The following is a 24,954-nucleotide window of genomic DNA, read 5'->3' as shown; positions in this document are numbered from 1 at the left end:
ATTTTTAATTGAAAATGAATTCTTTATGCGACATAAATCTTAGAATCAGTTTTCAGCGTATATATACGTATTGTAATTAAGTATTAATTTTTGTAGTAACGGTGCGATCTTTGCTTAAAGCTATCTGCATCTTTAAGTGTTATGCAAATAACCTTATTTCATGACATCAGAGTATGAACAAACGGGAGGAATTTTATAAAATAGTAATCAAGGAATATGAGAAGCGGAATTTGAAGTATGGACAGGTTCTGAGGGAAAATATTGCCCAGGATCTATATGCAATACGCTTGAATTTGCAACGCTATGCGATGGAGCATGGTAACTCGGTTGAGTTGGATAATACCAAAAATATGGTCACCGACACGATCAGTAAAGTACAGCATTTATCAAACATTTTGTTAAATGGTGTTTTACGTGACTTTGGATTGAAAAGAGCCTTGGAAGATCATTTTCTGGTTAGCAATCCAAATAACGATATTGCTGTGGATAAGCAAGTGAACGACTTGGATTTTAGCTGTCAGTTGCTCATCTTTCATATGGTCAGGTATGTTGTCTCGGCAATTGTAACAGATGAACTACCATTTTTAGGGATTCATCTATATGCCGATGATCATGATTTATATCTTGAAGTATATGGACTTAACAATAATTATATAGATAAACTTAAACAAAGCAATAGTAAAAAAATTAAAAAACTGCAAAACCGCGTTAATCTGCTTGAAGGATCACTAACATTTGCAAGTGACAATCAAGAGAATAAGATAGTAGTTATTGTAAAACTAAATTAAATATGGTTAAAATTGTTATAGCTGAAGATCATCTAGTTGTCCTCAATGGAGTGAAACTATTATTGGAATCGCAATCTGATCTGGAAGTTATTGATCAGGGAACGAATGGTAATGAGGTATTGGAAATCATGAGCAAAGGGAATATTCCAGATGTTCTGATAACCGATATTAATATGGCAGATATGGATGGGCTGGAACTCATATTGAAAGTGAAATCGCAGTACCCGTCTGTAAAAATAATTGTTCTCTCCATGTTGAATAGTTTACAGCATGTACTGCAAGCTTTTAAGAATGGTGCGAATGGCTATCTCGTCAAAAATGTAGGATACGAGGAAATGCTGTATGCCATTAGACATGTTGCCAATGGTGGACAGTTTATCTGTGAAGAGATTGGAGGTATCATGCTCGATACTTTACAGAAGTCACCAACTGCTTTCTTAAACATTGAACAGATCATGGAGAAGATGGGGCTTTCGGAAAGAGAGATGGAAGTACTGGAGCTCATTGGTGAGGGATTTACGAATATGCAGATCGCTGATAAACTATTTTTAAGCAAACGTACTGTAGAAGGGCATAGACAAAATTTACTTGAAAAAACCGGTGTGAAAAATACCGCTGCGCTGATTAAATATGCGATTAGAACAGGTTTAATGCAATAATGGAACAAAGAAGGTTAACAATAATAATAAATGAAAGGGAGCACAGGTATTAATACCTGTGCTTCTTTGTTTTAATGCGTATATCGTGATATTGAGCAAACAATCACCCTGATACAGTCGTTATTTATGTATACATCAATTTATAACACTATGAAAAACTTCAAATTAGCGGCATTATCGGGAATTATAGTTTTAGGTATAATGGGTTCATGTCAGAATGACTCAAAAAGTAACAACAGTGAAGGTAATAGTAGTACAATTGCTCCCTCTGCAGGTGATGAAACACGCTACAATTTAAGCGAACAGCAGGAAATGACTTTGCAGGGCGATACGATTAAAATAGATTCTACAAAAAGTGATTCTATTAAATAACTTAAGAAATCATGGAAAACAATTTTGATAACAAGACTAATTTCTCAGAGGAAGAAGTCCCAAAGGAAGCACATGAAGAACAGGGTGATAAACCTGCTGCCAAAACGATCCCATGGGCAATTTGGATTGCAGTAATTGTCATGATCATTGTCTTCCTTTATATGTGGCAACGATAATTTTGACATCAGGCATTCCACATCGGCATTGTTTTAAATCTTTAGGTTGTTAGCGCCAACCTAAAGATCAGGTAAAGCACAGTGCTGATTGTGGAATGCTTGCTTTTTGCACGCGCACAATACGATTCTTATAACCCAATATAAGAAGTTATACCTACCTGCTTTAATCTCTTGTATTGGGAAGATTAACAAGTTCACTAAAAATTATTCTTATGAAAGTTACGACATCAAAACATCCTGCGTATCCGCAACCGCCATTTAAGAAACAGGATCAGCCTGTGCCGGGCGTATCCAAGAAAATGGATCCCGTGCCCGACCATGGAGAGAAATCATATATTGGAAATAATTTGCTAACCGGGCAGGTCTGTTTAATCACCGGCGGAGATTCAGGTATCGGCAAAGCGGTTGCCATAGCCATGGCAAGGGAAGGTGCTGATATCGCAATTATCTATCTGGATGAGGTCGAAAGTGAAGATGCTGCAGATACAGCGAGCTGGATTGAAAAGGCTGGAAGAAAAGCACTGCTGATTCAAGGAGATATACGGGAAGAATCTTTTTGTGAGTCCGCTATTGAGCATACGATCAAGGAATTTGGAAGACTGGATATTTTAATTAACAATGCGGCCTATCAGATGAGTTATCAGTCTGTGACCGATATCTCTGCCGAAGAATGGAATAAGACATTTGAAACAAATGTGAGCGGGATGTTTTATTTGACCAAACATGCCAAGCCACATCTTCCCAAAGGTGGGAGTGTGATCAATACGACTTCTGTTAATGCTTATGATCCTAATCCATCTTTGTTGCCCTATGCAGCGACAAAAGCGGCGATCCAAAATTATACCGCCAGCCTTGCCCAGCAATTTTTTGAGGATGGTTCAGATATCCGGGTCAATGCTGTTGCACCCGGACCGGTGTGGACACCATTGATTCCGAGCACCATTCCTGATCATGAAAAATTTGGAGCCAATACTCCGATCGGCCGACCTGGCCAGCCTGCAGAGCTGGCACCTATTTATGTATTTTTAGCGTCAGCCGCAGCTTCTTATATTTCGGGAGCGACAATACCGGCTACCGGAGGACGTGTCACCATCTAGTATGATGCATTTATAAACACACAAAAAAAGCTAGCATTTATAAAATGCTAGCTTTTTTTTATCTGACCGGAAGACTACACTGCTCCGCGTGCGGCAGCTAGACAGTCATCACCATATTTTAAAATATGATCTTTATCCTGAGCAGAGATTTTCTTTTCTAAGAATGCTTTCTCCACATCAGTTCTGTCCTCAATGATATCTTTTTCGGCTTCAACAATATCATCGTTTGTTTTCGCATTGATGCGATCTACAATTGACTTACCTAAGTCTGAAGCCAATTCTTTTGCTTTACTATTTGATAATGCAGGCATCGCAATTTTAGCTACTGCTGCATTTGCCGCGGCCATATTGGAATAGACTGTTTTTTCCATATCAATATTTGCTGCTTTATCAGAAGCTTTTTCAGCATCAGTGGCAGCATCCATTGCTTTCTCTTCTGTCTGTTCCATTGCTTTTTCTGCTTTTTCCTGTGGTGTGTTGTTACATGCGTATAGTGTAGCGGCAGATAACGCCATTGTCAATAATGCTACTTTTCTCATAATATATGTGTTTTTGTGAATTTCTACTTTTTTAATACTACCAGTTATACCAGGATGTCACCTTCTCTTCCTTGATCACCCAGATCGCCACCTATGGCATTAATCAGTGTGACGGCATAGGAAACAAGTTTATGATGTTTGGTATCCCAGTAATGTGCCTTTTCAGGAACGATCTTAAATAAAATGATATTGGGATCTTCACGGCCTTTTTCAAACCAACCTTCTACAAATTTATTCCAGTATTTGTCAATTCTTTGCTGATCATCGACGGCTTTCGCACTTCCGTATAAAGCAAGGTACTCCATGGAAGAAGGATCTGAAAAATACAGCTGTACTTGTTTGTCCTGATTAATATTTTTGTATTTATCGCTTTCTTTTGATGCAAGAAACCAGATATTGCCCTGATCATCCACTTCTTGAACACTCATCGGAGTGGATTCGAATGGTGGCTGTTTCAGATCGGTACAGAAAAAACAATAATTGATGCCTTCGGCAAGCTCTTTGATTTTTTGTCGAGCTTCTTCTCTGTTTATAATATTCTCTTGACTCATGTTAATGGCGTTAAATGTTTGTTTAAAATGATATATGGATACCTTTTGCGATAACTAGCAATAAGGAGATACAGATTGATCTCGAACTTGTTATCTTCTGGATTTTAATAAGTCGGTCGGACAAGAGCTTTTACCGCCATCCAACATGGCTAGCAATCCACTTTTTTTATGATTTGATTCGCAGTATTTCCATATCGCTAGGGCTACAATTGCTCCGCCTAACCAGAAGAGATTCTTATTACATTTTGCTTTTTTCTCTTTTCTAAAAGCTTCTTTACCATAACGATGTGGGGAAGTGCCACTACTTTCGTTTACTTGTTCAAATTCTTCTTTTAATTGTGAGTTTTCCATGATTGAATCTTTTTTGTTAACTATTGCGCTTCTTTAATAAAACAACCGGTGATGGGTAAAAGTTTGTTTTAAACTTAAAAACACATTTTTTTGATTATATATCCAGTTGTTTTAAGGAACTTATTTCTACTTCAGTAATCATCCTATTTTGAAGTAGGAGGGACTGTACCACTTGGTATATTGGAAGTTGTATCCCGGTAGTTGACCGTGGTGGAGTCCTGATTGACGCTATCTGGATAAATGGGATTTCCCTGATCATCGATCGTGTCTGAATATTTTTTATCAGCGTCTTTATTATCATTATTGGCATTGCCACATCCTGTGACCATAGCCAGGCTTATAAAAGCTCCTAAAATTAGGGACGTCATGTTCATGATTGAATTGTTATGTTAAAAAATTATGATCTAGTTTATTCATCTATTTTGATCGATCGCCCACATCAGTGAGGTGATCAATTATTGTGATGACTTTTTGATGAAGTTGTTTCCACCGCAATGCCCTGGAATCAGGATAGCTGATACATCTTGAGTTTCTGTTGCAAAGTCTTTCTCGTCTGGTGAATGCGTGATTTAACTGTTCCTTCCGGTAGGTTAAAGGCTTCGGCAATCTCGTGATATTTATAACCATCGAGATAAAGCTTAAATATTTCTGCATTATCGGCCGATACGCTTGCCAGCGCTTTTTGAATATCATCCTGTATCATTTTGTCTTCATTTAAGTTTTTTGATACGGTATTGAAATAGTCTGTATGAATATATTCTTCATAGATTAAATGCTTACGTTTTTCTCTTCTATACTGGTTGATATAGATATTTTTCATAATCACATACAACCAGGTCATTAATTTTGGATCATTGATGAAATTATGAACTGATTTTAACGCCCGAATAAACGTTTCCTGTACCAAATCCTCTTTTTCATCGTAATCATTGGTAAATTGGCTAGCGAAATGATTCAGTTGTTGTCTTTTTTCCTGGAATAAGACATTTAAATTTGCATGCTCCATATTATCCTCCATTAATTTAAAAGTGTTACTAATTTAACGGTCATTTGGCATTAAAAGTTTAGCCTTTAATAGGGTATAGCTAATGGTTTTATGGGGCTAGGTATAAGTACCACTGTGGTCCGTACGGTCAAAATCTGCATCATTTCTGCCATAGATCATATTTTTAACAATTAAAGATTTTCCCTGACCGATCGTATCCATAGTGAAAGGGGTGTTTGTTCAAAGCGATTGCGCATTTACCACATACGCGGTATAACACATAAAATCAGTCATTTATAGGTGGAAACACCTGTTGTGTCGGTGTGAAATACCCTTAAAGTAATATGAATTGAACTTTTACCTGTTCGGATTGATTCTTTATTTAAGAGATCATAACGTATTACTTAATTAAAAAAGGAGTAAGATGGAAAATTTAGAAAACAAAAACCTTCAAGAAGGAGAGATGACCAAGGAGATCGAGGAAAAAACCGCTCAATTGCCTTCAAAAGTATTCTTATGTGCAGCCATCACGGCCATGATCGGCGCAGCAGCTTTAAAATGTGTCGGACACAAACATAGTGCAGTATTTGTCGGGCAATGGGTAGCACCGTTTCTGCTGTTTGGAATTTACAATAAGATCGTGAAAACTCAGGGACACGATCAGCAGGATAATAAAAATGCATAAGGTATATTCTTACTATAGATGAAGATAAATCACTAATATTCATATTAAAATCATGATCAGAAATTTAAAATTATGGGGTATATTTCTAGGAATTATTTCCCTGTTAGCCTTTAAACAGCAAAATGCTGAACAGGAATTTATAACGAAAGCTTATATGTCCAATCAATATGAAATTGCTATTGCTAAACTGGCCAGTGAGAGATCGAATAATGATGCGGTTAAAAATTATGCAAGCATGTTGATCGATGACCATCAAAAATTAATCGGCGATTTGCAAAAGATGTCAAGTACACTTGGCTTTACATTGACGGATGGCCTGGATGCCGATCATCAAAAGAAGTGGGATATGGTAAAAGGGAGTGACAGTACCAGCTTCGATCAAGCTTTTAAAGATGAGGCGATTGCCTCCCATCAGCAGGCGATCGATTTATTTGAAAAAGCAAGCAGCAATGAGCAGATCAAAGATGTCGGTCTTAAAAACTGGATCATTGGTACCTTACCTTCTCTTAAAGCACACTTGGACCAAGCCCGTGTATTAGTGGCAAATGGAGCAACTGAAACAGCTTCGACTATTCCGCCGTATACTAAGGGGGGATAGTGAAGAAAAGAATTAAATTTTATAATAAGCTTAAGTCATATTTAGATCACGTTAAGAAGGTATTTATGCTTTCCTTAACGTGATTTTTTTGGCAAAAGGTTTTCCCTCTTTACCCAATCTTATGCATGATCATACATCTTCAACTTTTGCTGCAGCACTTTACGCGTCATATAAATGCGTGACTTGATGGTGCCTTCTGGAACTTGAAGCAGTTCTGCAATTTCATGATACTTATAACCATCTAAATGCAAACGGAAAATCTCTGCATTTTCGGTGGAGAGGCTATCAATTGCTTTTTGGATATCTTCGTTAATCATTTTTTTTTCTGATAAATTAGTACTTATATATGCACTGGAATCAGCGTGTAAAAAGTAATCATAGATCACATTTTTTCGCTTTTCTTTTCGATATTGATTGATGTAAACATTTTTCATGATGACATACAGCCAGGTCACCAATTTAGGATCATTTATAAATTCATTTATGGATTTTAATGCCCTTAAATACGTTTCTTGTATCAGATCTTCTTTTTCGTCATAATCTGATGTAAATTGACTTGCAAAATGACTCAGTAATTGTCTTTTTTCCTGGAACAAGACATTTAAATTTACATTTCCCATCTGGACCTCCTTCTTAACACCAACTTGATCCTTTTATAACGTTAAATTTAAGATAATAGTTTGATAATAAGTAAGGTAAAGGGTATGAAATGTAATAATACGTATAAAGTGCAAGAAGTGTCTTCTGATAAAAAAGGGGATGGTTAGCATTTTTACCTAGATATCATCCATTTTAAGAACTTTGTAAGAAAGAGGTCAGATTTATAGAAAAGGTATTTAATACTTATAAAAGTCAGAGTCTCTCCATGTGGGTCAAGAGCGATCTCTATTGTGGTATCGACCTTTGGTTATACCGACTAGCTGGTTAGGCATATATGGTCGTCTGTTGTACATTTATATAGCTTGTGATTAGATTTTACCATGTAGATCAGGACATACGGATATGACAACCTACATGGTAAAAAATGTGTACTTAAAGTTTTCATCGATCGGATTGACTTTTATCAGGATAGCACCTTGATCATCGACTGATTTAGCGATTACAAGAAATTGCCTCGATTATCTTCCGTTTCAAGCCCTTCTGCTTCCAGATCCTGATCATTATGATCGAAATCTTTATTTTCATTATTATTTTGATCAGAGAAATCTCTTTCTTCCAAAAATTCATCTTGGTCTTCTTCCGGAAATTCGCTCGGTGTATCTTGTCCAAGATCATCTTTTTCCTCAACCGGTAACTCATCGTCAGGTTCTATTTCTTCCAGTTCATCTTCATCTTGATCAGGAAGTTCCAAGGGATCTTCATCTTCAGGATCAATGTCACTTTCATCGGGACGTTGATTTAATGGATCGATGGGGTCAATTAAATCATCACGATCTCTGCGATCATCACGATCCTCATCCTCTAAAGCATCTTCATTCAGTCCTGAATCTTGATCATCTGCTTCGTCCGGTACAAAATTTGGATCTTCTAACTCCGGATCAGGATTGGAGGATGGATTTTCTGCCTGCTTTTGCTCGCGAAGATCGTTTTCATTGTTAACAGATCTTTTCGGGTCCGTATTGGTAAGAATTGCTGCAATAATAAGACCTAGTCTTTTTGTTGCTGTTGTTTTATTTAAGTCCATAGTTCTAATTTTTTATGATGTGATTTGTAAGAAGAACAGCTTTCAGAATGAAATAGTTGGTTCGTTAAATACCTGAAATATTGGAGAACTACGCAGGTGGTTTGCGAGAAAAGGGTAATCGCATAAAAAAAGAATGCAAGTTTACTTTGCATTCTTTTTTTATGTGTATGTGCTCGATACTAGCACGATAAAGACAGTTTTTTAAAGGAAGTCATCTTCCTGTTCAAGTTCATCCTCATCAGGTATTTCTTCTAAAGGATCGGGTTCCTCGAAATCGTCATCATAGAGTTCTTCATCTTCCTCCAGTTCGTCGTCATCCTCGGGACCTCTGTTTCGTAATGTTGTTGTGTTTTCGTTTGCGAAAGATTGATTCGCATTTCCCAAAATTGTTGCAATAATAAGACCTAGTCTTTTATTCGTTGCGTTTTCTTGTAGATTCATCATCATGATGCTTTTTTAGCTCTATAATTGATTAACAAATGACATTGCTAAATTGTTGTGTCATTACGACTTTAAAAAGGTAAAAAATAGCTTCAATAAAATGAAGATAGGTGATTTGATATATTTCTGTTTATCTTCGGTACCTAAGGGAAGGCTAGGGCTATGATGGATGATTAGGTTCCAATACTTTGATTATTCATTTCAAGTGCTACAAGCGACAATAAAATGTTTTTTATGACAACTACAAGTCCACAAATTGGAAACGATAATTACGCGGAGCTTTCGGATGAAAGGATCCTATTGAGAAAAGTTGAAGCAACGGATATTCCAGCTCTTGCTGCAATATCTTTTTATGACGGCATCCAGGCTTCGGACATCGCGATGGCATTTGCTATGCAAACAAAGATTGATCAAGATATCCTGAATGGAAATTCATTTCACTGGTGTATAATTGACCGGCTTAGTGGACAAGTGGTTGGCACGTGCGGTTACTACCGGGGGTTGGAAAGTGGGGAGGGGGAACTGGGTTGTGTCTTGTTATCTCCGTTCCGTGGAAAAGGATACATGTCTCATGCGATGCGGCTGGCAATTACATTTGGTCAAAAAAGCCTCAGATTAGGTCGTATATGGGCGGTGACAACGAAGGGAAATTTGCAAGCGATAAAACTATTAGAACGTTTAAACTTTATAAAAACCGCCGATCACGATGATGAGATTGAATATGAATTAACGAATTTATTAAAATAGTACGAGCTAAGCGCTGTCTTAAACACGCTTTACTACTATTTATATAAGGGTATTGATCGATTCTTCTTTCAATACCCTAGTTAAAATGAAAAATTGTAATTGTCAATTAGCGATATCCTAAAATTTGCAGGAGCTGATCGCTCGTCTGTTTTTCTGAAAATGTTGTAAATTCAAGTTCATCGTTGTCGCCCTGATCAATAATAATATGTTTTGGAGATGGAATCAAGCAATGATTGACACCTCCGAATCCACTTAATGCTTCCTGATATGCGCCTGTATGCATAAATGCCACAAACTGTTCCTGATCTGAGTGAGGCAGCATAACGGTTTTATGTTCCTTGACATTCGGATAGACATCTGCACTATCGCATGTTAAGCCCCCTAGGATAAAAGGTCTATTTTCTTCCTGGAGATTATTCACGGCAAATACCGGATATTCTTGCTGTATGGCCCATGTATCCGGGAGATGGGTAATAAATGAACCGTCAATAATCCCCCAATTTATCTTTTCACCCTGTTTTTTCTCCTGTATTTTGAAAATAGTTGTGGTTGCTTCAGCGACGGTGTATTTACCAAATTCGGTCACGATATCGGGTTCTGGCACACACTCTTGCTGACAGATGCCTAAAATCGTTGAAACGATACGTCTCACTAAATATGGAATGTCAAAATTGTCATTTGCAGTACTCTGAAAAGGCATACCTCCGCCGATGTCGAGTGTCGTTAAATGAGGATTTAATCTTTTTAATTGGCAATAGAAGCGAACGATCGCTTCGAGAACGTCCCAATATTGATCATCAGAAGACAGTCCATTTTCATTAAAAAAATGCAAAGTGGTCAAGGTAATCCGCTGGTTATGTTTAATATCGCGCTGATAGCAGGTGATAATATCTTCCGGAGATAAACCAAATCTGGATTCTTTGGGATAAGCGCTTAAAAAACTAAGATTGACTCTAATACCGACATTCAGGCTTATATTGCTGTTTATGTTGTTGCAATAATAGATCAACTCGCTAGGACTATCAACCATCGGGGTAACTGCACAGTGGTTCTGTTTGATCAGAGACATAATGCCCCGTTGATAATCGGAAGTCTTATAACCATTGCATATAATTTTAGTTCCCTTTTTCACATGCCCATCTTCAATAAGCGACTGTATTAAATCAATATCGTAAGCGGAGGAAATCTCAATACCGATATCCGCTTGCAAGGCTTTTTTGATGATATGCTGGAAATGTGAACTCTTTGTACAGTAATAGTACGTATAAGTGCCCTGGTAAGATGTTTTTCTAATGGCCTTATTAAAATTTGACTTCATGTCATCGATCTTCTCCAGAATGGAAGGAAGATAGGTGAATCGTAAAGGCGTACCCTGTTTCTTGGATAGTCTGAATAGATCTATGTCTCTATAAAATAATTTAAAATTTTTTATATCGAATGCATTAGGCAGATTAACCTCCTGATGGATCAATAGTTTTTCTTTCATTCACAAATACCTGTTTTTAAAAAATTAATGCGAATATATCACAAATCTAAGCGTCACTTAAGGTAATAAATGTATAATAAATAGTACTTTCTAGGGTTTGTTTTTTATGTTGCCACCGAATCTCTTTTTTAACTCAATGTGTCAAAAATATTTCCAAATGTTTATGTTTTTTCCAATTAAGCTCCTTAAGTTTGCCTGCTGTTATATAATTTGAAATGTCAATAAACAAACAGAATAAATGGATTATTCCTGTCATGTCTTTTTCAGCAGGAACTATTGTTGCTAATGTCTATTATAGTCAGCCTATTTTAAGGAATATTGCTGAAAGCTTAGGGAAATCTGAAAATGCCGTGGGTAAAATTGCGGTGCTTGCTCAGCTGGGTTACGGATTAGGGATGTTCTTCTTACTACCCTTAGGTGATAAATTAAATCGTAAAAAACTGATTTTAAGCATTTGTCTCACTCTTATCGTGATGCTTCTTATACTTGCGAATACTACTAATTTTACGTTATTGCTTGTCCTTAGTTTTATTATCGGTGTTTGTTCTACACCTGCACAAATAATTCTTCCTATGTCGGCAGCTTTGGGTAAAGAAAACCGTGGTAAAAATGTCGGTATTGTGTTTAGTGGCATCCTATGTGGAATTTTGGGTTCACGCTTATTGAGCGGGGCTTTGACTGATCTATGGGGTTGGCAAAGTGTATTCCTCTGTTCAGCAATTTTGGTATCCATAAGCAGTTTATTACTTTTTTTCCTTTTACCCGAGATGCCTGCTAAATTTAAGGGAAGTTACTTTGGCTTACTGAAATCAACGATTTCACTGATAGGGCAGTATAAAATACTTCGACAGGCTTCTTTATTGGGATCTTTCACTTTTGGGGTGTTTTGCTCTTTTTGGACTACGTTAACCTTTCATCTGAGTGAAGAGCCATTTCATTATCCTGCATCTACCATTGGCCTATTTGGTCTGATCGCTATAGGAGGTGCGCTAGTTGCACCCTATTTTGGAAAAATGGCGGATAAAGGCCAAGTGTTTAAAAACTTATATCTTACCGTAGGGATGTTGTTCTTGAGCATTTTGGTGATGTGGTTTTTCCCACATTCGATCTGGGTTTTGATCATTGCTATATTTTTCCTGGACATCGGTGTTCAGGCCACTCAGATTACAAATTTTACCCGGATCTATTCGTTGGATGAACAAGCGCATAGTCGCCTGAATACGGTGTATATGACCACTTATTTCATAGGTGCCGGAACAGGTACCTTCTTCGGTCTACTAAGCTGGTCGTTAGGAGGGTGGGATTTTGCGCTCTCGCAAATGCTGATCTGGAGCGCTATAGCTTTAGGGATTGTTTGGTTATCGAGTAAAAATAAACTTTAAGATACGGTGTATCTGTTACACAAGGCAACCCCTCAGAGATAATTTGAGGGGTTGTTTTATTTAAAAGATCGATTCCACTACAACAGGTCCGAAAAGTTTGCCGATGCATCTGATATGAACCCGTTAAGATTTAAATAATCTGATGTAATATGGTGTGTGTGGGTGTATTTTCTTAAAGATGCGATAATTAATGTAAAATTTTATTTTAAATTTCCTCATGATAAGAAAAATTGTTTATGTTTGCTTTATAATGATTTATGGTGCGCAGGCACAGAATCTATTAAAAAAACGATATTACCAAAACCATTATAGAAAAGAACCCCTCAAATCGCTATAGAATCCAATTCTATAGCGATTCTTTATTTGGTACCCGTTAAGAACAGTATGGATAAGCGCTGACATGCTTTTTGAACATTCATTTAAAATTATATTAAATATTTATGGCGCTAATTTAAAGTAGTTTATGTGTTTTACTTTTACTTATTCTTGATGAATGAGTACCCTTACTAAAGTAGCAAATCGAGCGTACCAAAAACTGCTATTCCAGTAATTATTGTCCAAGATATCCAATCTTTAAACTCATTTTTTTGATGTCTGAGATAGAGGAGGTGCAATACAAAATGTAAGACCGCAAAAATATCAAATCCCATGATGAAATTTTCTGAGGGTTCCGTAAGTCCCCATATTATGAATAAAAAAAGTGGGATATGAGCCAGTATAAATATAGGATATCCCCAACTTTCCTTTAGCAGTGCTAACCCTGGGAAAATACGCCACTCCTTACAACGTACGGCATCCATTTCGTGCATAAAAAAAAGTACAAGTGCGAGATAAAAAAAAGAATGTGCGATCATATTATCCATTAAGTTGTGCTTATCCATTTATGAAAAATAAGCTTATCAAATATAAGGGCTTACTTTAATATGAGTGCATTTTAGAGTAGTAAAAGTATAATCCTGTTAGCTGTTGTAAACAGATTGTTTATGTTCTAGTGGTAATTCCCTTTATATTCAATTTAATACAACATAGATAGATAATAAGTTCCCTAAAAAGATTAACGCTAAAGTCTAATTTTTTTAATCCTGTCATCAAAAAAAATGAACATCCGATAGAACAATAATGGGATCATGCTGTTTTTATAATCTGAAATTATAACTTAAATTAAATGACCATGAAAAACAAGATTCTTTTCGTATTATGCTTATTGACAGGCTTAATGTTTATCAATGCCGGCTTGGATAAATTTTTTCATTACATGCCTATGCCGAAGGATATGCCTGAGAAAATGATCAACGCAGGAAAGGCATTTATGGAAATCGGGTGGTTAATGCCACTGGTGGCGTTCGGAGAGATCACAGGCGGTTTACTATTGATCTTTAGTACAACGCGAGCGCTGGGAGCAGTTATTCTAACGCCAATTCTGACCGGTATTTTGTTATCGAACATCACTACCGCACCATCAGGTTTACCTATTGCGCTTGTTCTGGCTGCAATTGTTCTTTGGGTTATCATCGAAAACTGGCATAAGTATCTTCCTATGCTCCGCAAGTAGTAAAATAAGAGTCTATTTGTGTCTTTATATGTTGATATCCCGATCAAAAGGCACAAATAGCTTTTCAGTAAGCTTGATTAACCGATATTTCCAGCAATACGGTTATATATATGTTCAAATTTGACCGCTATCTCTCGACCGATATACATGCGTTTAGCGCTGGCATAAGGTTGATACTGATGCTCCTGTAAAAAGGCTTGTGCGGCTATATTCTCTTTCGGTACGACCACAGTTGTCTTTGCTTGTAAGTGAAATTCTGTAAGTTCCTTACCTGCAGCTGGATGAATAGCTATGATTAAACCTTCCCCGAAGGTCGGTAAGTAATATCCTGCAAGGGAACCATCGATGACATAGAGGTAAGAAGACGCTAAATGATCTTCGAGCTCCCAGGCTCTATTTTCTCCAGATACCAAACTGTCCAATGCCAACATTTGATCTTTATAGATCGCATTGTAGCTGCTGATATGCGGATTAGCGACTTGGCCTAGAGGAATAGTGACATCCTTAAAAAAGAGATATTCGGTATCTGTGATGAAACCGATACTTTCGTATACTGTTGCTCCCAGATCTGTTGCGATCAATTGAATACTAGTACAATTCTCCGCTTTTGCCGTTGCGATGAGCTGTTGTGTCATCAGCTTTCCATAACCTTGTTTTCGATGATCGGGATGAACAATAATATGTCCCAGCCAAGCAACATCTTGATGAACGATAACCGATCCTATAGCTACGATTTCTTGATTTTCAAGAAGCTTGATGGGGATACCGTATTTTTGATTGACATAATATTCAAATTTGGGTATTATATCATGCCAGCCCTCAGGTTGTAAGTTAACAAGCTGTGCGAAATCACTTGATACGATCGGTTCGAAACTTAAATTGCTCATTTGCGTATACAATTTTTGCGGTTTTAATTAAACGAATGTAATACTTTAAATTTATTTCAAAAAGCAGCGGTGTTTTTTGATGACGGTTTGATCTATAAAAATAGGAGGAGCGTGTTAGGTATAACTCGCAATTTCAGATTAGGGCTGGATTTCTTCATATTAAAGAACGATTAGAATAGCGAACAGATTTCGTTCAAGAATAATATATTCTCTACCTTTGGCTCTTTAGGCAAGAAAGTCCAGGTGGCTTTCCTGCATTTAAATTTTGCAAATATGACTGTTTTAACGTTTACACTCATTATGCTCCTTGGAGCCATATGTGCAGGTATTATTGGTTCGCTTTCCGGGCTTGGTGGTGGAATTGTGGTAATACCTTTGTTGACTATTCTGCTTGGAGTAGATATCCATTATGCGATAGGAGCTGCTTTAGTTTCCGTAATTGCGACATCTTCGGGATCTGCCGCCGCATATGTTAAGGAAGGGATCGCAAATATGCGGCTCGGCATGTTTTTAGAGATTGCGACTACTGCAGGTGCTGTTGTCGGTGCACTTATCGCAACATCGGCTCCCAGTTCGCTTATTGCCGTATTATTTGGTCTAGCTTTAATCTTTTCTGCGGCAAACTCGCTCCGGAAAAAAGAAGAACATATCGTAGAGCAGTCCAGTAAGCTGGCGATCAGCCTCAAGCTACCTTCTACCTATCCTGTAGTAAAGGGCACAGAGGTGTCTTATGGCACAAAAAATGTCATCGGCGGATTTAGTATGATGGGACTTGCCGGAGTGCTTTCGGGTATGCTGGGAATAGGATCGGGGGCTTTTAAAGTAATCGCGATGGATACCATTATGCGTATACCCTTTAAGGTGTCGACCACAACGAGTAATTTTATGATGGGCGTGACTGCTCTAGCAAGTTGCGTGATTTATCTGCAGAAAGGGTATGTTGTCCCTGATATCTGTCTTCCGGTCATGATTGGTGTCCTAATAGGCTCGATGATCGGTTCCAAGATATTGATGGCGACAGATCCAAAGAAATTAAGAGTATTTTTTGCTTTTATTATTTTCTTCTTGGCTTTTAACATGATTTATAACGGTATTAAAGGAAAATTCTAATGCAGATTACAGATAAAACGATACAAAGAATTATTGGAGATGTCTTAAAATACGGCGTAAGAACAGTATTGGCGATCAGTACCATCGGCGGATTGATCTTTCTTTATAACCATGCGAATGAACAGGCTGATTATGCCCGATTTACAGAAAATGATCGAAGTATTATTGAAGTCGTATCGGATGTTTTCAGTGGAGTCATCAACATGCAAGGACGTTCGATTATATTTTTAGCGATCATCATTCTTTTTTGTACCCCATTGATCCGATTATTACTTTCATTGGTCAGCTTTATCATCGAGGGTGATAAACTATATGTCTTCATCACGACGCTAGTGCTGATCATAATTGCCTTTAGTATGTATTTCGGATTCGGACATTAACAACTTTGAAAAATTCTGAAATGAATTTTTTTAAAATATAAAATGAAAAGTTCTCCAAAAGGGAGAACTCTTCTATATAAAGGGTACTTAATTGTCTATTTTCTAGCCTTTTTTATTTTTTCTTCTATAGGCATATCCAAAATTGCCATAAGTAATAAGTAATATCCTTTTTTTAATCCTAATTTTTTCAAGTTTCCATCTTGCTTTTTCATGATTGATAATTTTTTAGTGCTTACTAGATATAACTATGGGATTATTTTCAAAGCATATGCCATTTTCTTGTCATGATACGAAGAAGCGTATTTTTTTAGCACCATTTACGTATTTAGATTTCAGCTATGTTATTTATACTTGACGCATGTACGATTTATCGCTTTATTGTGTGCTATTCATTACAATTTTATAACAAAAAGTTTTCATTAACAGTCGATTATTGCTTAAAATAATGCTAAATTGCTAACAGTATTTTTATAATGTGTATTTACCTATTATCTTGTAACTCCGATGATGCTAAACTATTCTAAATTCTTGACTACCTGCTTGGCCGCTGTCCTTATTTTTTCGATGAGCGCCTGTGATAAAGAAGATATGGGGCAAAAAACAGCATTATTTAATCCAGACTATAAGAGTATTCAGGTCAATACAGGTTTTGTAGACAATGGTATTGAAATCAATGCTAGAGAATGGTCCGTAGCCTATGTTAAAGATGCGCTTTCAGGAGAAATACTTCAGGATATAAATGATAATCCAGTTGTCTTAAATGCTGCAGGTACTGTTGAAGTGGCCGGTGGCTGGTTGAAATTAGAGAAAATAGCAAGTAGTCATCTGCTTAATCTAACATTAAAAGAGAATTTCAACGCAGAACCCAGAAAGTTTGTAATCGGAATAGCGGCGAATGGAACGGAAGATGAACTTTCTTTCACACAGAGCAGAGGTGCTGGTTATGAGATTGTGAAGAAAGAAATCATAGAAGTACCTGGAAGCCGGAAAGAGTTTACAAGTGATGAAGGCTGTTATACCATAACGCTTTCTAACAATACCTCCACGGCAAAAAATATGGAAACGGTTGCCATCTTTAAAGACGTCAATTACATGTCCGAGTTCAGTAGTACTGATGAAGACGCTTTTAAATGGATAAATGCTCAGGATTCACTTATATTTATGGGTGAAATCTTGAAAGACGGGGCAACATACTGGTCGAAACAAGTACCATATAAAGAAGGGAAATTTTTTGAACCTTATATAAATTCTGGAAGCAAACAAACGTTATTAGTACAGCCGTATTCAAATATTCAGGTCAAGGGAGAGATCAAATACCTTACAAGGGAATGCCAATATACGTTTACGATTAAAAATCAATCTTCTGGGCATTTATTTGATGTATCGGGCACCTGGAAGCAAAAAGTACCGCTATTGCCAATTACAAAGATTTTTTAATGTTCCTCAACAGGGACATTTTCATTTTGTTTTTTAAACATTGCGTTTCTATACGCTTCACCCCATTTTGCAATTTCGTCGATAATAGGTTCTAATGTGCGGCCGTATTCGGTCACTTCATATTCAACGGTAATGGGTTTTGTATTCATAACCGTACGACTGATAAGGTGATTCATTTCCATGTCCTGTAATTCCTTCGAGAGCATCTTGGCGGCAATACCATCCACTTCACGCAACAGATCCATGAATCGCATCTTTCCGCCTTCCATCAACGTTCCCAAAATATGAAATTTCCATTTTCCGGATAAGATTTCCATGGTATCAGTGATCGCAATAATCCGAGCTTTACATCCTGATCTATTGTTAATGGTTGGGTTTTTCTTCATCATCTTTTATTACAATACAAAATTACGCTGTAAAATTACGGAAACGATTATTGGTTTCCTATAGGAAAGTAGTTTCAAAAAGGAAACCAATAGCATTTGTATACTAATCCTATGTTATTTTTGCACAAGATTTATATAATTAATAATTTAAAAATGAAAAAAATAGCAATCTTAGCAGTATTCGCTTCTGTCATCTTAGCTTCATGTGGTGGTTCAAATGGTGATAAAGCTCAAACAGGAACAGAGCAACAAGTTGCCGAACAAAAAGGTGCAACTTTTGCAGTTGATACAGCAGTAAGTTCAATCAAATGGAAAGCATATCACAAAGGTGGATTTGATCCAAGATTTGGTACATTGAAAAGTGAAGGTACTGTATCTGTAGAAGCAGGAGCGATCACAGGTGGATCATTTGTTATCGATATGAATTCAGTGACAACAGACAAGAGTGCGGTTGATCCTGCAAAATCAGGTGGTAAAACTGCAGCTGATTTAGATGGTCACTTAAAAACGGGTGATTTCTTTGAAGTGGAAAAATATCCAACAGCTAAATTTGAAATTACAGCAGTTACAGCTTTTGATGCTGCTAAAGACAAAAGTGTCATTGCGGATGCAACAAACATTATCAGCGGTAACTTAACAATCAAAGATAAGACTGTGAATGTTACTTTTCCAGCAAAAGTTAGCGTAACGGATAATGAAATTAATGTACAATCTAAATTCACAATCAACAGACAAGACTGGGGATTAGCGTACGGTACTGAAGGTGATCCTAAAGACTGGATGATCTCTCAAGAAGTAGATATGGAGCTGAATATCGCTGCAAAAAAATAATTTTATAAAAACACGCTTTAAAAAATTAAAGCGTGTTTTTTTTACTGCGAAGTAGCTATACTGCGCGGTCAATAGGTCGGACCTTTTCAGGGCTTAGCGGTATCTTATGCTGTTTCGATATTGCATGAAATTTGACTACATAAACCAAATAAACCGAACATGAAGAACGAGTCTAATCATAATCCACTTTTGTGCGATCCTGAAATAGGTAGCTGTGAAATGCCAGTTTTAGCGTATGAATCAGCAGCAGTACACCCTCTTGAACAAACAGATAAACCCCTTAAAGTCATTTATTTCACAGATCCCATATGTTCTTCCTGTTGGGGAATTGAACCACAATTGCGGAAACTAAAACTTGAATATGGTGATTGCTTATCCATGCACTATCATATGGGCGGTTTACTGCCCGACTGGAACTATAACAGTGGGGGAATTAGTAAACCTAGTGATGTCGCCGGGCATTGGGACGAGGTGAGTATTTATTATGATATGCCGATTGATGGTGATATCTGGTTCGAAGATCCTTTAGACTCTTCTTATCCGCCTTCTATTGCTTTTAAAGCAGCACAATTGCAGGATAATGATCAAGCTATTCTGTTTTTAAGAACATTGCGAGAAATGGTTTTTTTACAGAAGAAAAACATCACTAAATGGGAATACATAGCTGCGGCGGCAAAAATGGTCGGGTTAGATGAAGTTCAATTATTGTCAGACTATCAAAAATCAGCGCCTGTTCAATTTGAAGAAGACCTTAAATTGGCGAGAACATACGGTGTAAGAGGTTTTCCAACACTTTATTTTGAGGATATGCATGGAAATCGCGAGATGGTGTATGGCGCGAAACCTTATGCTTTTTATGAAGCCGCAATTTTAAAATTAAATCCGACAGCTATAAAAGGAACTTATCGTCAGGACTGGAAAAGTATTTTTTCTACATACAATTCGCTGACTGCTAAGGAATATGCTGTGCTGACAGATACGCCAAGATCAGCAAGTGAGGAACTGTTGAACGAACTTATCGCAAATAAACTGTTGCAAAAAAGCACAACAAAAAATGGTGCTATCTGGCATCTGAACATCTCGTAGTCATTCTCAGAACAAGGTACTACGTTGTGTATGGCGTGATATAGCGTTTTAAGCTAATACTTGTGCTGTGGATGTCGAAGAACGGAACTATTTGATCGGATTGGGATCGCACAGTCGCAGGTATAACCTGCTAGCAGACTGCACCAATTAAGATAACGTACGATGTTTTTATATAGGCAGGATTTTAGTGCATAAAAACCTGTTTATATAAAAAGGGCTTAAATGAGGTTTAGAAAATTATCCCGATACTGCCGTGGCTGCAGGCCTATGACACTCTTAAACTGCTTATTGAAGTTGGTTACTGAAGGATAGCCGCATTCGTAGCTGACTGTTTCTATGGAAATACTATCGTCTTTTAATAGTTTGCAGGCGTAGTTTACTCTTATTTCCTTCAAAAAGTCCGAAAATGATTTGTTGAGGCGTGTCTTAAAGTATCTGCTAAAAGAGGTACTGGTCATATTTGCAATTTCTGCAACTTTCTCCAGACGGATCTGCTGATCAAAGTTTTTAATCACGTAGTCATAGACCTTGTGTATCCGCTCGGTTTCGGCCTGTTTATAATTTATGGCTTCATCAAACTCATTGATGTAACGACAGTCTGTGGACAGCACTAAAGTGTCCAATATTTTCAATAGGAGAATTACGCTTTCCAACCCATCCTTATGTAATAATTCAAACATCATCCCTCCAATAATATCTCTAGTTTCCCCCGTTATTTCGACCCCGAGATTGCTGGTGAGAAAGAACTTTTTGAGCCTGAAAAATTCTTCCTTACCGTAGATTTCTTCAGCAAAGAAATTGTTATGAAAGTAGATCACTATAACCGACGTATCGAGCTGACTGTCCTTTTTAAAATAAGACAAATGATTTTTCCAGACATGGGGTAGATTGGGACCAATAAATACCATATCGTTTGCATGAAACGGTTGCAAACTATTGCCTACAATTCTGTTTCCTTCCCCTTTTATTACGTACGAAAGTTGAAATTCCGGATGTGCATGAAAGGTTGGATCAAAATGAGGTTCATTGATTTGTTTTATCGAAAAAGTTTTATTCTCTGGAATAAGCGATTTTGAAATAACTCTCTTATCTAGCATTATGATTTCAGTTTATTGGGGTAAATATAGTTAAAAATGATACAATATGTCTGAAACTTGATAAAAAAGCTAAGTTCCAAGCTACTTCATATCTCTATATTTGCTTATAACAATTATAGATAAATCCAAATTTCAACTAAATCATGAATAATATTTTAAGAGTTTTACTTTTATTTTTAGTGTTTTTGACCTCTTGTAGAGCTGATGAACCGAGAAGGGCAGAGGTACTATTTATTGGTGCTGGAAATAAGCAATCTTCTAATCAAGCGACCTGGTTATCGGTCGAACTTTTTAAATCGGGCATCAATCTAACCTATACCGACACCTTAGCAAGTTTAGAATTTGATTATTTAAATAAGTTTGATGGGGTTGTCTTATTGGTGAATGAAAAAGAGCTCAGTGAAGAAAAGGAGCAGGCATTAAAGAAATTCCTGAAAGAAGGAAAAGGGGTTGTGGCCTTGAACTCATCTGCTAATTCATTTCAGAATTCCGAATGGTATACCAACTTGGTACAAGGTGGTTTTACCGACGCGGGTGATGGGCAAGCAATTGTTACAATAGAAAACGCCAAACATGTACTGGATTCATCCATTAACACCATTCAGGTTAACAATGAAAAATACATATTCAAGAAAAAAACAGATCAAACTGTTATCGGTAGCGCTGCGATAGATGGTTCAAAACAAAACTACATCTGGTATAGTGAGGAAAACGGCGGTCGTTTTTTATATCACGCGTTAGGTAAGCATGATGATACCTGGAAAAATCATCAGTTTCTAAGAACGGTCAGCAGTGCGGTCTGGTGGTCACTTGGAGAGCAGGTTCAAAGTATGGTGAATAAATTGGCTATTCCGAATGTAAGCATATATCCCGATTCCATATCCGATTTTACAGCACGTTATGATGTTCCTAAAGTGCAGGATCCGCTTAGTCCAGAACAGTCGATGAAACTGATACAGAAACCTGTGGATTTTGAATTAAAACTTTTTGCCGCGGAGCCCAATATTACCAATCCGATTGCGATGAGCTGGGATGAAAAAGGCAGATTATGGGTCATTGAAGCTGTTGATTATCCAAATAGTTTTGAGGAGGTGAAAGGTAAAGGAAATGATCGCATCGTCATCTGTGAAGATACCGACGGCGATGGTGTTGCTGATAAATTTACGGAATTTGCTAAGGGCTTAAATATTGCAACAAGTTTAACTTTTGCCAATGATGGTGTTATAGTGGCCATGGCTCCCAATTTTGTTTTCTTAAAAGATACCGATGGTGATGATGTGGCCGATCATGAAGAAATCATTATGACCGGTTGGAGCAAAGGAGATACGCATGCCGGTCCATCAAATCTGCAATACGGATTTGACAACAAAATCTGGGGTGTTAACGGATATGCAGGTTACAATGGTATTGTTAACGGTGAAAAGCATATTTTCTCTCAAGGTTTATACCGACTTAACCCAGATGGTTCGGATCTGGAGTATTTAGCTACAACCAGCAATAATACTTGGGGTCTTGGTATTTCGGAAGATAATAATGTCTTTGTATCCACGGCAAATAACACCCATTCTGCTTTCTATTCGATGCCGGAGAAGTATCTACAGCGACGTGTTGACAATATTCCTGGCGCTAATCCAATCAATTCAATCCAAAAAATTGACGGGCATTATGAGGTTCATGCTTTAACACCAAACTTAAGACAGGTGGATGTTGTCGGCGGATTTACATCAGCGGCAGGCCATCAGATGTATACCGCACGGGATTTTCCACAGTCTTATTGGAACAGTGTGGCCTTTGTAGCTGAACCTACGGTAAGATTATTACATAACGCAATTATTGAAAAAGATGGTGCCGGTTTTAAAGAAAGAGACGGCTGGAATTTACTGGCAAGTTCTGATGAGTGGTTTGGACCTGTGCATGCTGAGGTAGGACCAGATGGTGCTGTGTGGGTTTTGGATTGGTACAATTTTATCATTCAGCATAATGTTTTTGTTCCGGCGCAAGCGCCATCAGAGAAAGTCCTTCCTTTTAAGGATCAGGTTGGAGGGCCCGGAAATGCATTTGAAAGTAATCTGAGAGACAAAAAGCATGGCCGTGTATATCGCGTTTTATATAAAAATGGCAAGCATAATGAAAGTTTCAAACTTTCAAAAGATAATCCCAAAGGACTTATCGAAGCTTTAAATAGTAAAAACAAATTTTGGAGAACCCATGCACAGCGGCTTTTAGTAGAGCGGAAAAATGCGGATGTTGAACAAGATTTGATTAAAATAATCAACAATAAATCGGTAGATGAAATTGGATTGAATGCACCTGCTATACATGCTATCTGGACTTTAAAAGGTTTGGGTCTTCTAACAAAGAAAGAAGTGAATGATGCATTATTAGCCGCATTATCGCATCCATCTGCCGGTGTGCGAAAAGCTGCTGTTCAGGTACTGGATTTAAATGCTAAATCTTTTGATCAAATAGCACAGTCTAATATTTTTAAAGATGAGAATCTCAATACTAGGCTTGCCGCTTTTGTTAAAATTGCAGATTCCGCTCCTTTTGCCGCAGTTGCTCCTGTATTAAAGGCGGCAATCAATGATCCTGTCAATGCAAAGGACAGGTGGTTATCTCCAGCTTTATTTGCGGCGATCCAGACCAACCATAGTCATATGTCGATGGTTGCTGATCAGTCTTCAACAAATACTTATCAACAAGCTGTAAACCAAGCGCTAGGTGAAGAAATTTATACACTTGGTAGAAAAAACCGTGTTCAGTTTTCACCAAATGTGGCTGATAAGAATATCACGATTGAAACAGCAGTATTACGCCGTGATCAGGATGCTTTCAAAGGATTAATTATTGGGCAAGGTGATGCAAAAAATGGCTTTGCTTTATACATGCAGGGTAATAAAATATATTGGGACGTATATAATAATGGTGAAATACAGCGTATAGCAGCTACAGACGGAATCGGAAATGGATTTAAAGTTAATGCGAGCATAACAGCAAACCAAGGATCTAGTCTTTATATCAACAACAAATTGGTCGGTAACATCAAAGAGGTCAAGCCGTTCAATAAACCACTGCGTGCATATCTGCGGTCGGGAGAAGATCTGGATGAATCTGTTGCGCTGACCAAGTACGAGCATGGATCTGAATTTATCGGAAATATCAGTGAGATCAAAGTAAAGCTTCAATTGAATGGGGAGCATGCGCATCACCATATGCAGCGCGCAAGTCCTGTGGAAGTGAATCAAAACGAGGCACCTGCTGAAGTCATTGTGATCAAAGCGGTAAAAGATATTATGCAGTATGATAAACGGTCCATTACGGTGAAAGCAGGAAGGCAGATTACTTTGATCATGGAAAATCCGGATGCAATGCCCCATAATTTAGTGATCATCAAACCTGGTACAACAGAGATCGTCGGTAAAGCGGCAGATGCCATGTTGCAAGCGTCTTCGGCAGCTGAAAAAGACTATGTTCCTGAAGTCAGTGAAGTGCTGTTTCATACCAAATTGGTAAATCCGGGGCAAAGCTATACGCTTAAATTTCAAGCCCCTAAAGAAAAAGGTGAATATCCGTTTATCTGTACATTCCCGGGACATTGGAGAGGAATGAACGGAATAATGAAAGTTGTGGAATAATATAAACGAAAC

General features: G+C 37.5%; 29 protein-coding genes. 16 read left to right on the top strand and 13 right to left on the bottom strand.

Translation table 11 applies throughout. From position 1 onward, the window contains the following. The first annotated feature begins 173 nt into the window (after nucleotides 1-173). The 5 genes from M2265_RS02550 to M2265_RS02530 all read left to right on the top strand — a co-directional run bounded on the left by M2265_RS02550 (nucleotide 174) and on the right by M2265_RS02530 (nucleotide 3,092). Nucleotides 174-788, top strand: coding sequence for a hypothetical protein (locus M2265_RS02550; protein ID WP_021190108.1), 615 nt, complete (start codon nucleotides 174-176; stop codon nucleotides 786-788). 2 nt (nucleotides 789-790) lie between these two features. Further along, a complete protein-coding gene (locus tag M2265_RS02545) occupies nucleotides 791-1,447 on the top strand; it encodes a response regulator (protein WP_021190107.1) in 657 nt (218 codons plus the stop codon). A 150-nt stretch (nucleotides 1,448-1,597) separates the two neighbouring features. Further along, nucleotides 1,598-1,819, top strand: a complete 222-nt coding sequence (locus M2265_RS02540; RefSeq protein WP_132768062.1) for a hypothetical protein — start codon at nucleotides 1,598-1,600, stop codon at nucleotides 1,817-1,819. Between the two features lie 11 nt (nucleotides 1,820-1,830). Continuing rightward, on the top strand, nucleotides 1,831-1,995 hold the full coding sequence (locus tag M2265_RS02535) for a hypothetical protein (RefSeq protein WP_165905828.1): 165 nt from the start codon (nucleotides 1,831-1,833) through the stop codon (nucleotides 1,993-1,995). Between the two features lie 212 nt (nucleotides 1,996-2,207). Then, nucleotides 2,208-3,092, top strand: a complete 885-nt coding sequence (locus M2265_RS02530) for an SDR family oxidoreductase (RefSeq protein ID WP_132768064.1) — start codon at nucleotides 2,208-2,210, stop codon at nucleotides 3,090-3,092. A 74-nt stretch (nucleotides 3,093-3,166) separates the two neighbouring features. Here the strand turns inward: M2265_RS02530 and M2265_RS02525 are convergent, their stop codons facing one another. The 5 genes from M2265_RS02525 to M2265_RS02505 all read right to left on the bottom strand — a co-directional run bounded on the left by M2265_RS02525 (nucleotide 3,167) and on the right by M2265_RS02505 (nucleotide 5,551). Then, complete coding sequence (locus tag M2265_RS02525; RefSeq protein WP_021190310.1) at nucleotides 3,167-3,631, bottom strand: hypothetical protein; 465 nt, start codon at nucleotides 3,629-3,631, stop codon at nucleotides 3,167-3,169. Nucleotides 3,632-3,675: 44 nt separating this feature from the next. Further along, nucleotides 3,676-4,182: a pyridoxamine 5'-phosphate oxidase family protein gene (locus M2265_RS02520; protein ID WP_132768066.1), complete on the bottom strand. Its 507-nt coding sequence runs from the start codon at nucleotides 4,180-4,182 to the stop codon at nucleotides 3,676-3,678. A 90-nt stretch (nucleotides 4,183-4,272) separates the two neighbouring features. After that, on the bottom strand, nucleotides 4,273-4,533 hold the full coding sequence (locus M2265_RS02515) for a hypothetical protein (protein ID WP_132768068.1): 261 nt from the start codon (nucleotides 4,531-4,533) through the stop codon (nucleotides 4,273-4,275). Between the two features lie 143 nt (nucleotides 4,534-4,676). Then, nucleotides 4,677-4,907 carry a hypothetical protein gene (locus M2265_RS02510; protein WP_132768070.1) on the bottom strand — a complete coding sequence of 77 codons (231 nt, stop codon included), beginning with the start codon at nucleotides 4,905-4,907 and terminating at the stop codon, nucleotides 4,677-4,679. A gap of 131 nt (nucleotides 4,908-5,038) precedes the next feature. Beyond that, nucleotides 5,039-5,551, bottom strand: coding sequence for an RNA polymerase sigma factor (locus M2265_RS02505; protein ID WP_132768072.1), 513 nt, complete (start codon nucleotides 5,549-5,551; stop codon nucleotides 5,039-5,041). 391 nt (nucleotides 5,552-5,942) lie between these two features. Here M2265_RS02505 and M2265_RS02500 point away from each other — a divergent pair, with 391 nt between their 5' ends. Continuing rightward, nucleotides 5,943-6,203: a hypothetical protein gene (locus M2265_RS02500; protein WP_132768074.1), complete on the top strand. Its 261-nt coding sequence runs from the start codon at nucleotides 5,943-5,945 to the stop codon at nucleotides 6,201-6,203. A 52-nt stretch (nucleotides 6,204-6,255) separates the two neighbouring features. After that, nucleotides 6,256-6,801, top strand: coding sequence for a DUF4142 domain-containing protein (locus M2265_RS02495; protein ID WP_132768076.1), 546 nt, complete (start codon nucleotides 6,256-6,258; stop codon nucleotides 6,799-6,801). A 119-nt stretch (nucleotides 6,802-6,920) separates the two neighbouring features. Here M2265_RS02495 and M2265_RS02490 read toward each other — a convergent pair whose 3' ends face one another. From M2265_RS02490 to M2265_RS02480, 3 genes are all read right to left on the bottom strand, one after another. Continuing rightward, on the bottom strand, nucleotides 6,921-7,421 hold the full coding sequence (locus tag M2265_RS02490) for an RNA polymerase sigma factor (protein ID WP_132768078.1): 501 nt from the start codon (nucleotides 7,419-7,421) through the stop codon (nucleotides 6,921-6,923). Nucleotides 7,422-7,900: 479 nt separating this feature from the next. After that, entirely contained in the window at nucleotides 7,901-8,485 is a 585-nt protein-coding gene (locus tag M2265_RS02485) for a hypothetical protein (protein WP_165905830.1), read from the bottom strand. Nucleotides 8,486-8,686: 201 nt separating this feature from the next. Beyond that, on the bottom strand, nucleotides 8,687-8,932 hold the full coding sequence (locus M2265_RS02480; RefSeq protein WP_132768080.1) for a hypothetical protein: 246 nt from the start codon (nucleotides 8,930-8,932) through the stop codon (nucleotides 8,687-8,689). 228 nt (nucleotides 8,933-9,160) lie between these two features. On the opposite strand from M2265_RS02480, the gene M2265_RS02475 reads away from it, so the two are divergent. Continuing rightward, a complete protein-coding gene (locus tag M2265_RS02475; RefSeq protein WP_132768082.1) occupies nucleotides 9,161-9,673 on the top strand; it encodes a GNAT family N-acetyltransferase in 513 nt (170 codons plus the stop codon). Nucleotides 9,674-9,779: 106 nt separating this feature from the next. Here M2265_RS02475 and M2265_RS02470 read toward each other — a convergent pair whose 3' ends face one another. Then, nucleotides 9,780-11,159, bottom strand: coding sequence for an arginine decarboxylase (locus M2265_RS02470; RefSeq protein WP_132768084.1), 1,380 nt, complete (start codon nucleotides 11,157-11,159; stop codon nucleotides 9,780-9,782). Nucleotides 11,160-11,374: 215 nt separating this feature from the next. Here M2265_RS02470 and M2265_RS02465 point away from each other — a divergent pair, with 215 nt between their 5' ends. Continuing rightward, complete coding sequence (locus M2265_RS02465) at nucleotides 11,375-12,541, top strand: MFS transporter (RefSeq protein ID WP_021190323.1); 1,167 nt, start codon at nucleotides 11,375-11,377, stop codon at nucleotides 12,539-12,541. A gap of 506 nt (nucleotides 12,542-13,047) precedes the next feature. Here the strand turns inward: M2265_RS02465 and M2265_RS02460 are convergent. Continuing rightward, a complete protein-coding gene (locus M2265_RS02460) occupies nucleotides 13,048-13,422 on the bottom strand; it encodes a DUF6713 family protein (protein WP_132768086.1) in 375 nt (124 codons plus the stop codon). 290 nt (nucleotides 13,423-13,712) lie between these two features. Between M2265_RS02460 and M2265_RS02455 the strand changes: the two genes are divergently transcribed. Next, a complete protein-coding gene (locus M2265_RS02455; RefSeq protein ID WP_132768087.1) occupies nucleotides 13,713-14,093 on the top strand; it encodes a DoxX family membrane protein in 381 nt (126 codons plus the stop codon). A 77-nt stretch (nucleotides 14,094-14,170) separates the two neighbouring features. Here M2265_RS02455 and M2265_RS02450 read toward each other — a convergent pair whose 3' ends face one another. After that, the gene (locus tag M2265_RS02450; protein WP_132768089.1) at nucleotides 14,171-14,980 is read right to left on the bottom strand and encodes a GNAT family N-acetyltransferase; all 810 of its coding nucleotides are present in this window, start codon (nucleotides 14,978-14,980) and stop codon (nucleotides 14,171-14,173) included. A 273-nt stretch (nucleotides 14,981-15,253) separates the two neighbouring features. Here M2265_RS02450 and M2265_RS02445 point away from each other — a divergent pair, with 273 nt between their 5' ends. The 3 genes from M2265_RS02445 (at nucleotide 15,254) to M2265_RS02435 (ending at nucleotide 17,907) form a co-directional block, all read left to right on the top strand. Beyond that, nucleotides 15,254-16,090 carry a sulfite exporter TauE/SafE family protein gene (locus M2265_RS02445; protein WP_031288480.1) on the top strand — a complete coding sequence of 279 codons (837 nt, stop codon included), beginning with the start codon at nucleotides 15,254-15,256 and terminating at the stop codon, nucleotides 16,088-16,090. Continuing rightward, nucleotides 16,090-16,470: a DUF1634 domain-containing protein gene (locus M2265_RS02440; RefSeq protein WP_021190329.1), complete on the top strand. Its 381-nt coding sequence runs from the start codon at nucleotides 16,090-16,092 to the stop codon at nucleotides 16,468-16,470. Before M2265_RS02445 ends, M2265_RS02440 begins: the two co-directional genes overlap by 1 nt. A 504-nt stretch (nucleotides 16,471-16,974) precedes the next feature. Continuing rightward, nucleotides 16,975-17,907 carry a hypothetical protein gene (locus tag M2265_RS02435; RefSeq protein WP_132768091.1) on the top strand — a complete coding sequence of 311 codons (933 nt, stop codon included), beginning with the start codon at nucleotides 16,975-16,977 and terminating at the stop codon, nucleotides 17,905-17,907. Here the strand turns inward: M2265_RS02435 and M2265_RS02430 are convergent. After that, nucleotides 17,904-18,296: a helix-turn-helix domain-containing protein gene (locus M2265_RS02430; RefSeq protein ID WP_317126524.1), complete on the bottom strand. Its 393-nt coding sequence runs from the start codon at nucleotides 18,294-18,296 to the stop codon at nucleotides 17,904-17,906. The genes M2265_RS02435 and M2265_RS02430 overlap by 4 nt on opposite strands. A gap of 150 nt (nucleotides 18,297-18,446) precedes the next feature. On the opposite strand from M2265_RS02430, the gene M2265_RS02425 reads away from it, so the two are divergent. Together M2265_RS02425 and M2265_RS02420 are read left to right on the top strand one after the other, a co-directional pair. Continuing rightward, nucleotides 18,447-19,124 (top strand): YceI family protein, encoded by a 678-nt coding sequence (locus M2265_RS02425; RefSeq protein ID WP_021190332.1) that lies wholly within the window; start codon nucleotides 18,447-18,449, stop codon nucleotides 19,122-19,124. Between the two features lie 159 nt (nucleotides 19,125-19,283). Further along, complete coding sequence (locus tag M2265_RS02420) at nucleotides 19,284-20,210, top strand: DsbA family protein (RefSeq protein WP_132768093.1); 927 nt, start codon at nucleotides 19,284-19,286, stop codon at nucleotides 20,208-20,210. A gap of 218 nt (nucleotides 20,211-20,428) precedes the next feature. On the opposite strand, the gene M2265_RS02415 is transcribed toward M2265_RS02420, so the two are convergent. Next, nucleotides 20,429-21,307, bottom strand: a complete 879-nt coding sequence (locus M2265_RS02415; protein WP_132768095.1) for an AraC family transcriptional regulator — start codon at nucleotides 21,305-21,307, stop codon at nucleotides 20,429-20,431. A 143-nt stretch (nucleotides 21,308-21,450) separates the two neighbouring features. Here M2265_RS02415 and M2265_RS02410 point away from each other — a divergent pair, with 143 nt between their 5' ends. After that, entirely contained in the window at nucleotides 21,451-24,942 is a 3,492-nt protein-coding gene (locus M2265_RS02410) for a PVC-type heme-binding CxxCH protein (RefSeq protein WP_132768097.1), read from the top strand. Nucleotides 24,943-24,954: the final 12 nt, after the last annotated feature.

It is taken from the genome of Sphingobacterium kitahiroshimense, assembly GCF_025961315.1.
Classification (GTDB): Bacteria; Bacteroidota; Bacteroidia; order Sphingobacteriales; family Sphingobacteriaceae; genus Sphingobacterium; species Sphingobacterium anhuiense.
Note: the sequence above shows the minus strand (reverse complement) of the source record. Positions and strands in the feature narration are given on the sequence as shown.

Coding starts and splice junctions, on each gene's coding strand:
- M2265_RS02430 (WP_317126524.1), bottom strand. CDS start 18,296: ATGATGAAGAAAAACCCAACCATTAACAATAGATCAGGATGTAAAGCT.
- M2265_RS02525 (WP_021190310.1), bottom strand. CDS start 3,631: ATGAGAAAAGTAGCATTATTGACAATGGCGTTATCTGCCGCTACACTA.
- M2265_RS02465 (WP_021190323.1), top strand. CDS start 11,375: ATGTCAATAAACAAACAGAATAAATGGATTATTCCTGTCATGTCTTTT.
- M2265_RS02415 (WP_132768095.1), bottom strand. CDS start 21,307: ATGCTAGATAAGAGAGTTATTTCAAAATCGCTTATTCCAGAGAATAAA.
- M2265_RS02495 (WP_132768076.1), top strand. CDS start 6,256: ATGATCAGAAATTTAAAATTATGGGGTATATTTCTAGGAATTATTTCC.
- M2265_RS02460 (WP_132768086.1), bottom strand. CDS start 13,422: ATGGATAAGCACAACTTAATGGATAATATGATCGCACATTCTTTTTTT.
- M2265_RS02550 (WP_021190108.1), top strand. CDS start 174: ATGAACAAACGGGAGGAATTTTATAAAATAGTAATCAAGGAATATGAG.
- M2265_RS02455 (WP_132768087.1), top strand. CDS start 13,713: ATGAAAAACAAGATTCTTTTCGTATTATGCTTATTGACAGGCTTAATG.
- M2265_RS02505 (WP_132768072.1), bottom strand. CDS start 5,551: ATGGAGGATAATATGGAGCATGCAAATTTAAATGTCTTATTCCAGGAA.
- M2265_RS02475 (WP_132768082.1), top strand. CDS start 9,161: ATGACAACTACAAGTCCACAAATTGGAAACGATAATTACGCGGAGCTT.
- M2265_RS02470 (WP_132768084.1), bottom strand. CDS start 11,159: ATGAAAGAAAAACTATTGATCCATCAGGAGGTTAATCTGCCTAATGCA.
- M2265_RS02535 (WP_165905828.1), top strand. CDS start 1,831: ATGGAAAACAATTTTGATAACAAGACTAATTTCTCAGAGGAAGAAGTC.
- M2265_RS02485 (WP_165905830.1), bottom strand. CDS start 8,485: ATGGACTTAAATAAAACAACAGCAACAAAAAGACTAGGTCTTATTATT.
- M2265_RS02540 (WP_132768062.1), top strand. CDS start 1,598: ATGAAAAACTTCAAATTAGCGGCATTATCGGGAATTATAGTTTTAGGT.
- M2265_RS02530 (WP_132768064.1), top strand. CDS start 2,208: ATGAAAGTTACGACATCAAAACATCCTGCGTATCCGCAACCGCCATTT.
- M2265_RS02500 (WP_132768074.1), top strand. CDS start 5,943: ATGGAAAATTTAGAAAACAAAAACCTTCAAGAAGGAGAGATGACCAAG.
- M2265_RS02440 (WP_021190329.1), top strand. CDS start 16,090: ATGCAGATTACAGATAAAACGATACAAAGAATTATTGGAGATGTCTTA.
- M2265_RS02545 (WP_021190107.1), top strand. CDS start 791: ATGGTTAAAATTGTTATAGCTGAAGATCATCTAGTTGTCCTCAATGGA.
- M2265_RS02445 (WP_031288480.1), top strand. CDS start 15,254: ATGACTGTTTTAACGTTTACACTCATTATGCTCCTTGGAGCCATATGT.
- M2265_RS02450 (WP_132768089.1), bottom strand. CDS start 14,980: ATGAGCAATTTAAGTTTCGAACCGATCGTATCAAGTGATTTCGCACAG.
- M2265_RS02420 (WP_132768093.1), top strand. CDS start 19,284: ATGAAGAACGAGTCTAATCATAATCCACTTTTGTGCGATCCTGAAATA.
- M2265_RS02410 (WP_132768097.1), top strand. CDS start 21,451: ATGAATAATATTTTAAGAGTTTTACTTTTATTTTTAGTGTTTTTGACC.
- M2265_RS02425 (WP_021190332.1), top strand. CDS start 18,447: ATGAAAAAAATAGCAATCTTAGCAGTATTCGCTTCTGTCATCTTAGCT.
- M2265_RS02435 (WP_132768091.1), top strand. CDS start 16,975: ATGATGCTAAACTATTCTAAATTCTTGACTACCTGCTTGGCCGCTGTC.
- M2265_RS02480 (WP_132768080.1), bottom strand. CDS start 8,932: ATGATGATGAATCTACAAGAAAACGCAACGAATAAAAGACTAGGTCTT.
- M2265_RS02490 (WP_132768078.1), bottom strand. CDS start 7,421: ATGGGAAATGTAAATTTAAATGTCTTGTTCCAGGAAAAAAGACAATTA.
- M2265_RS02515 (WP_132768068.1), bottom strand. CDS start 4,533: ATGGAAAACTCACAATTAAAAGAAGAATTTGAACAAGTAAACGAAAGT.
- M2265_RS02510 (WP_132768070.1), bottom strand. CDS start 4,907: ATGAACATGACGTCCCTAATTTTAGGAGCTTTTATAAGCCTGGCTATG.
- M2265_RS02520 (WP_132768066.1), bottom strand. CDS start 4,182: ATGAGTCAAGAGAATATTATAAACAGAGAAGAAGCTCGACAAAAAATC.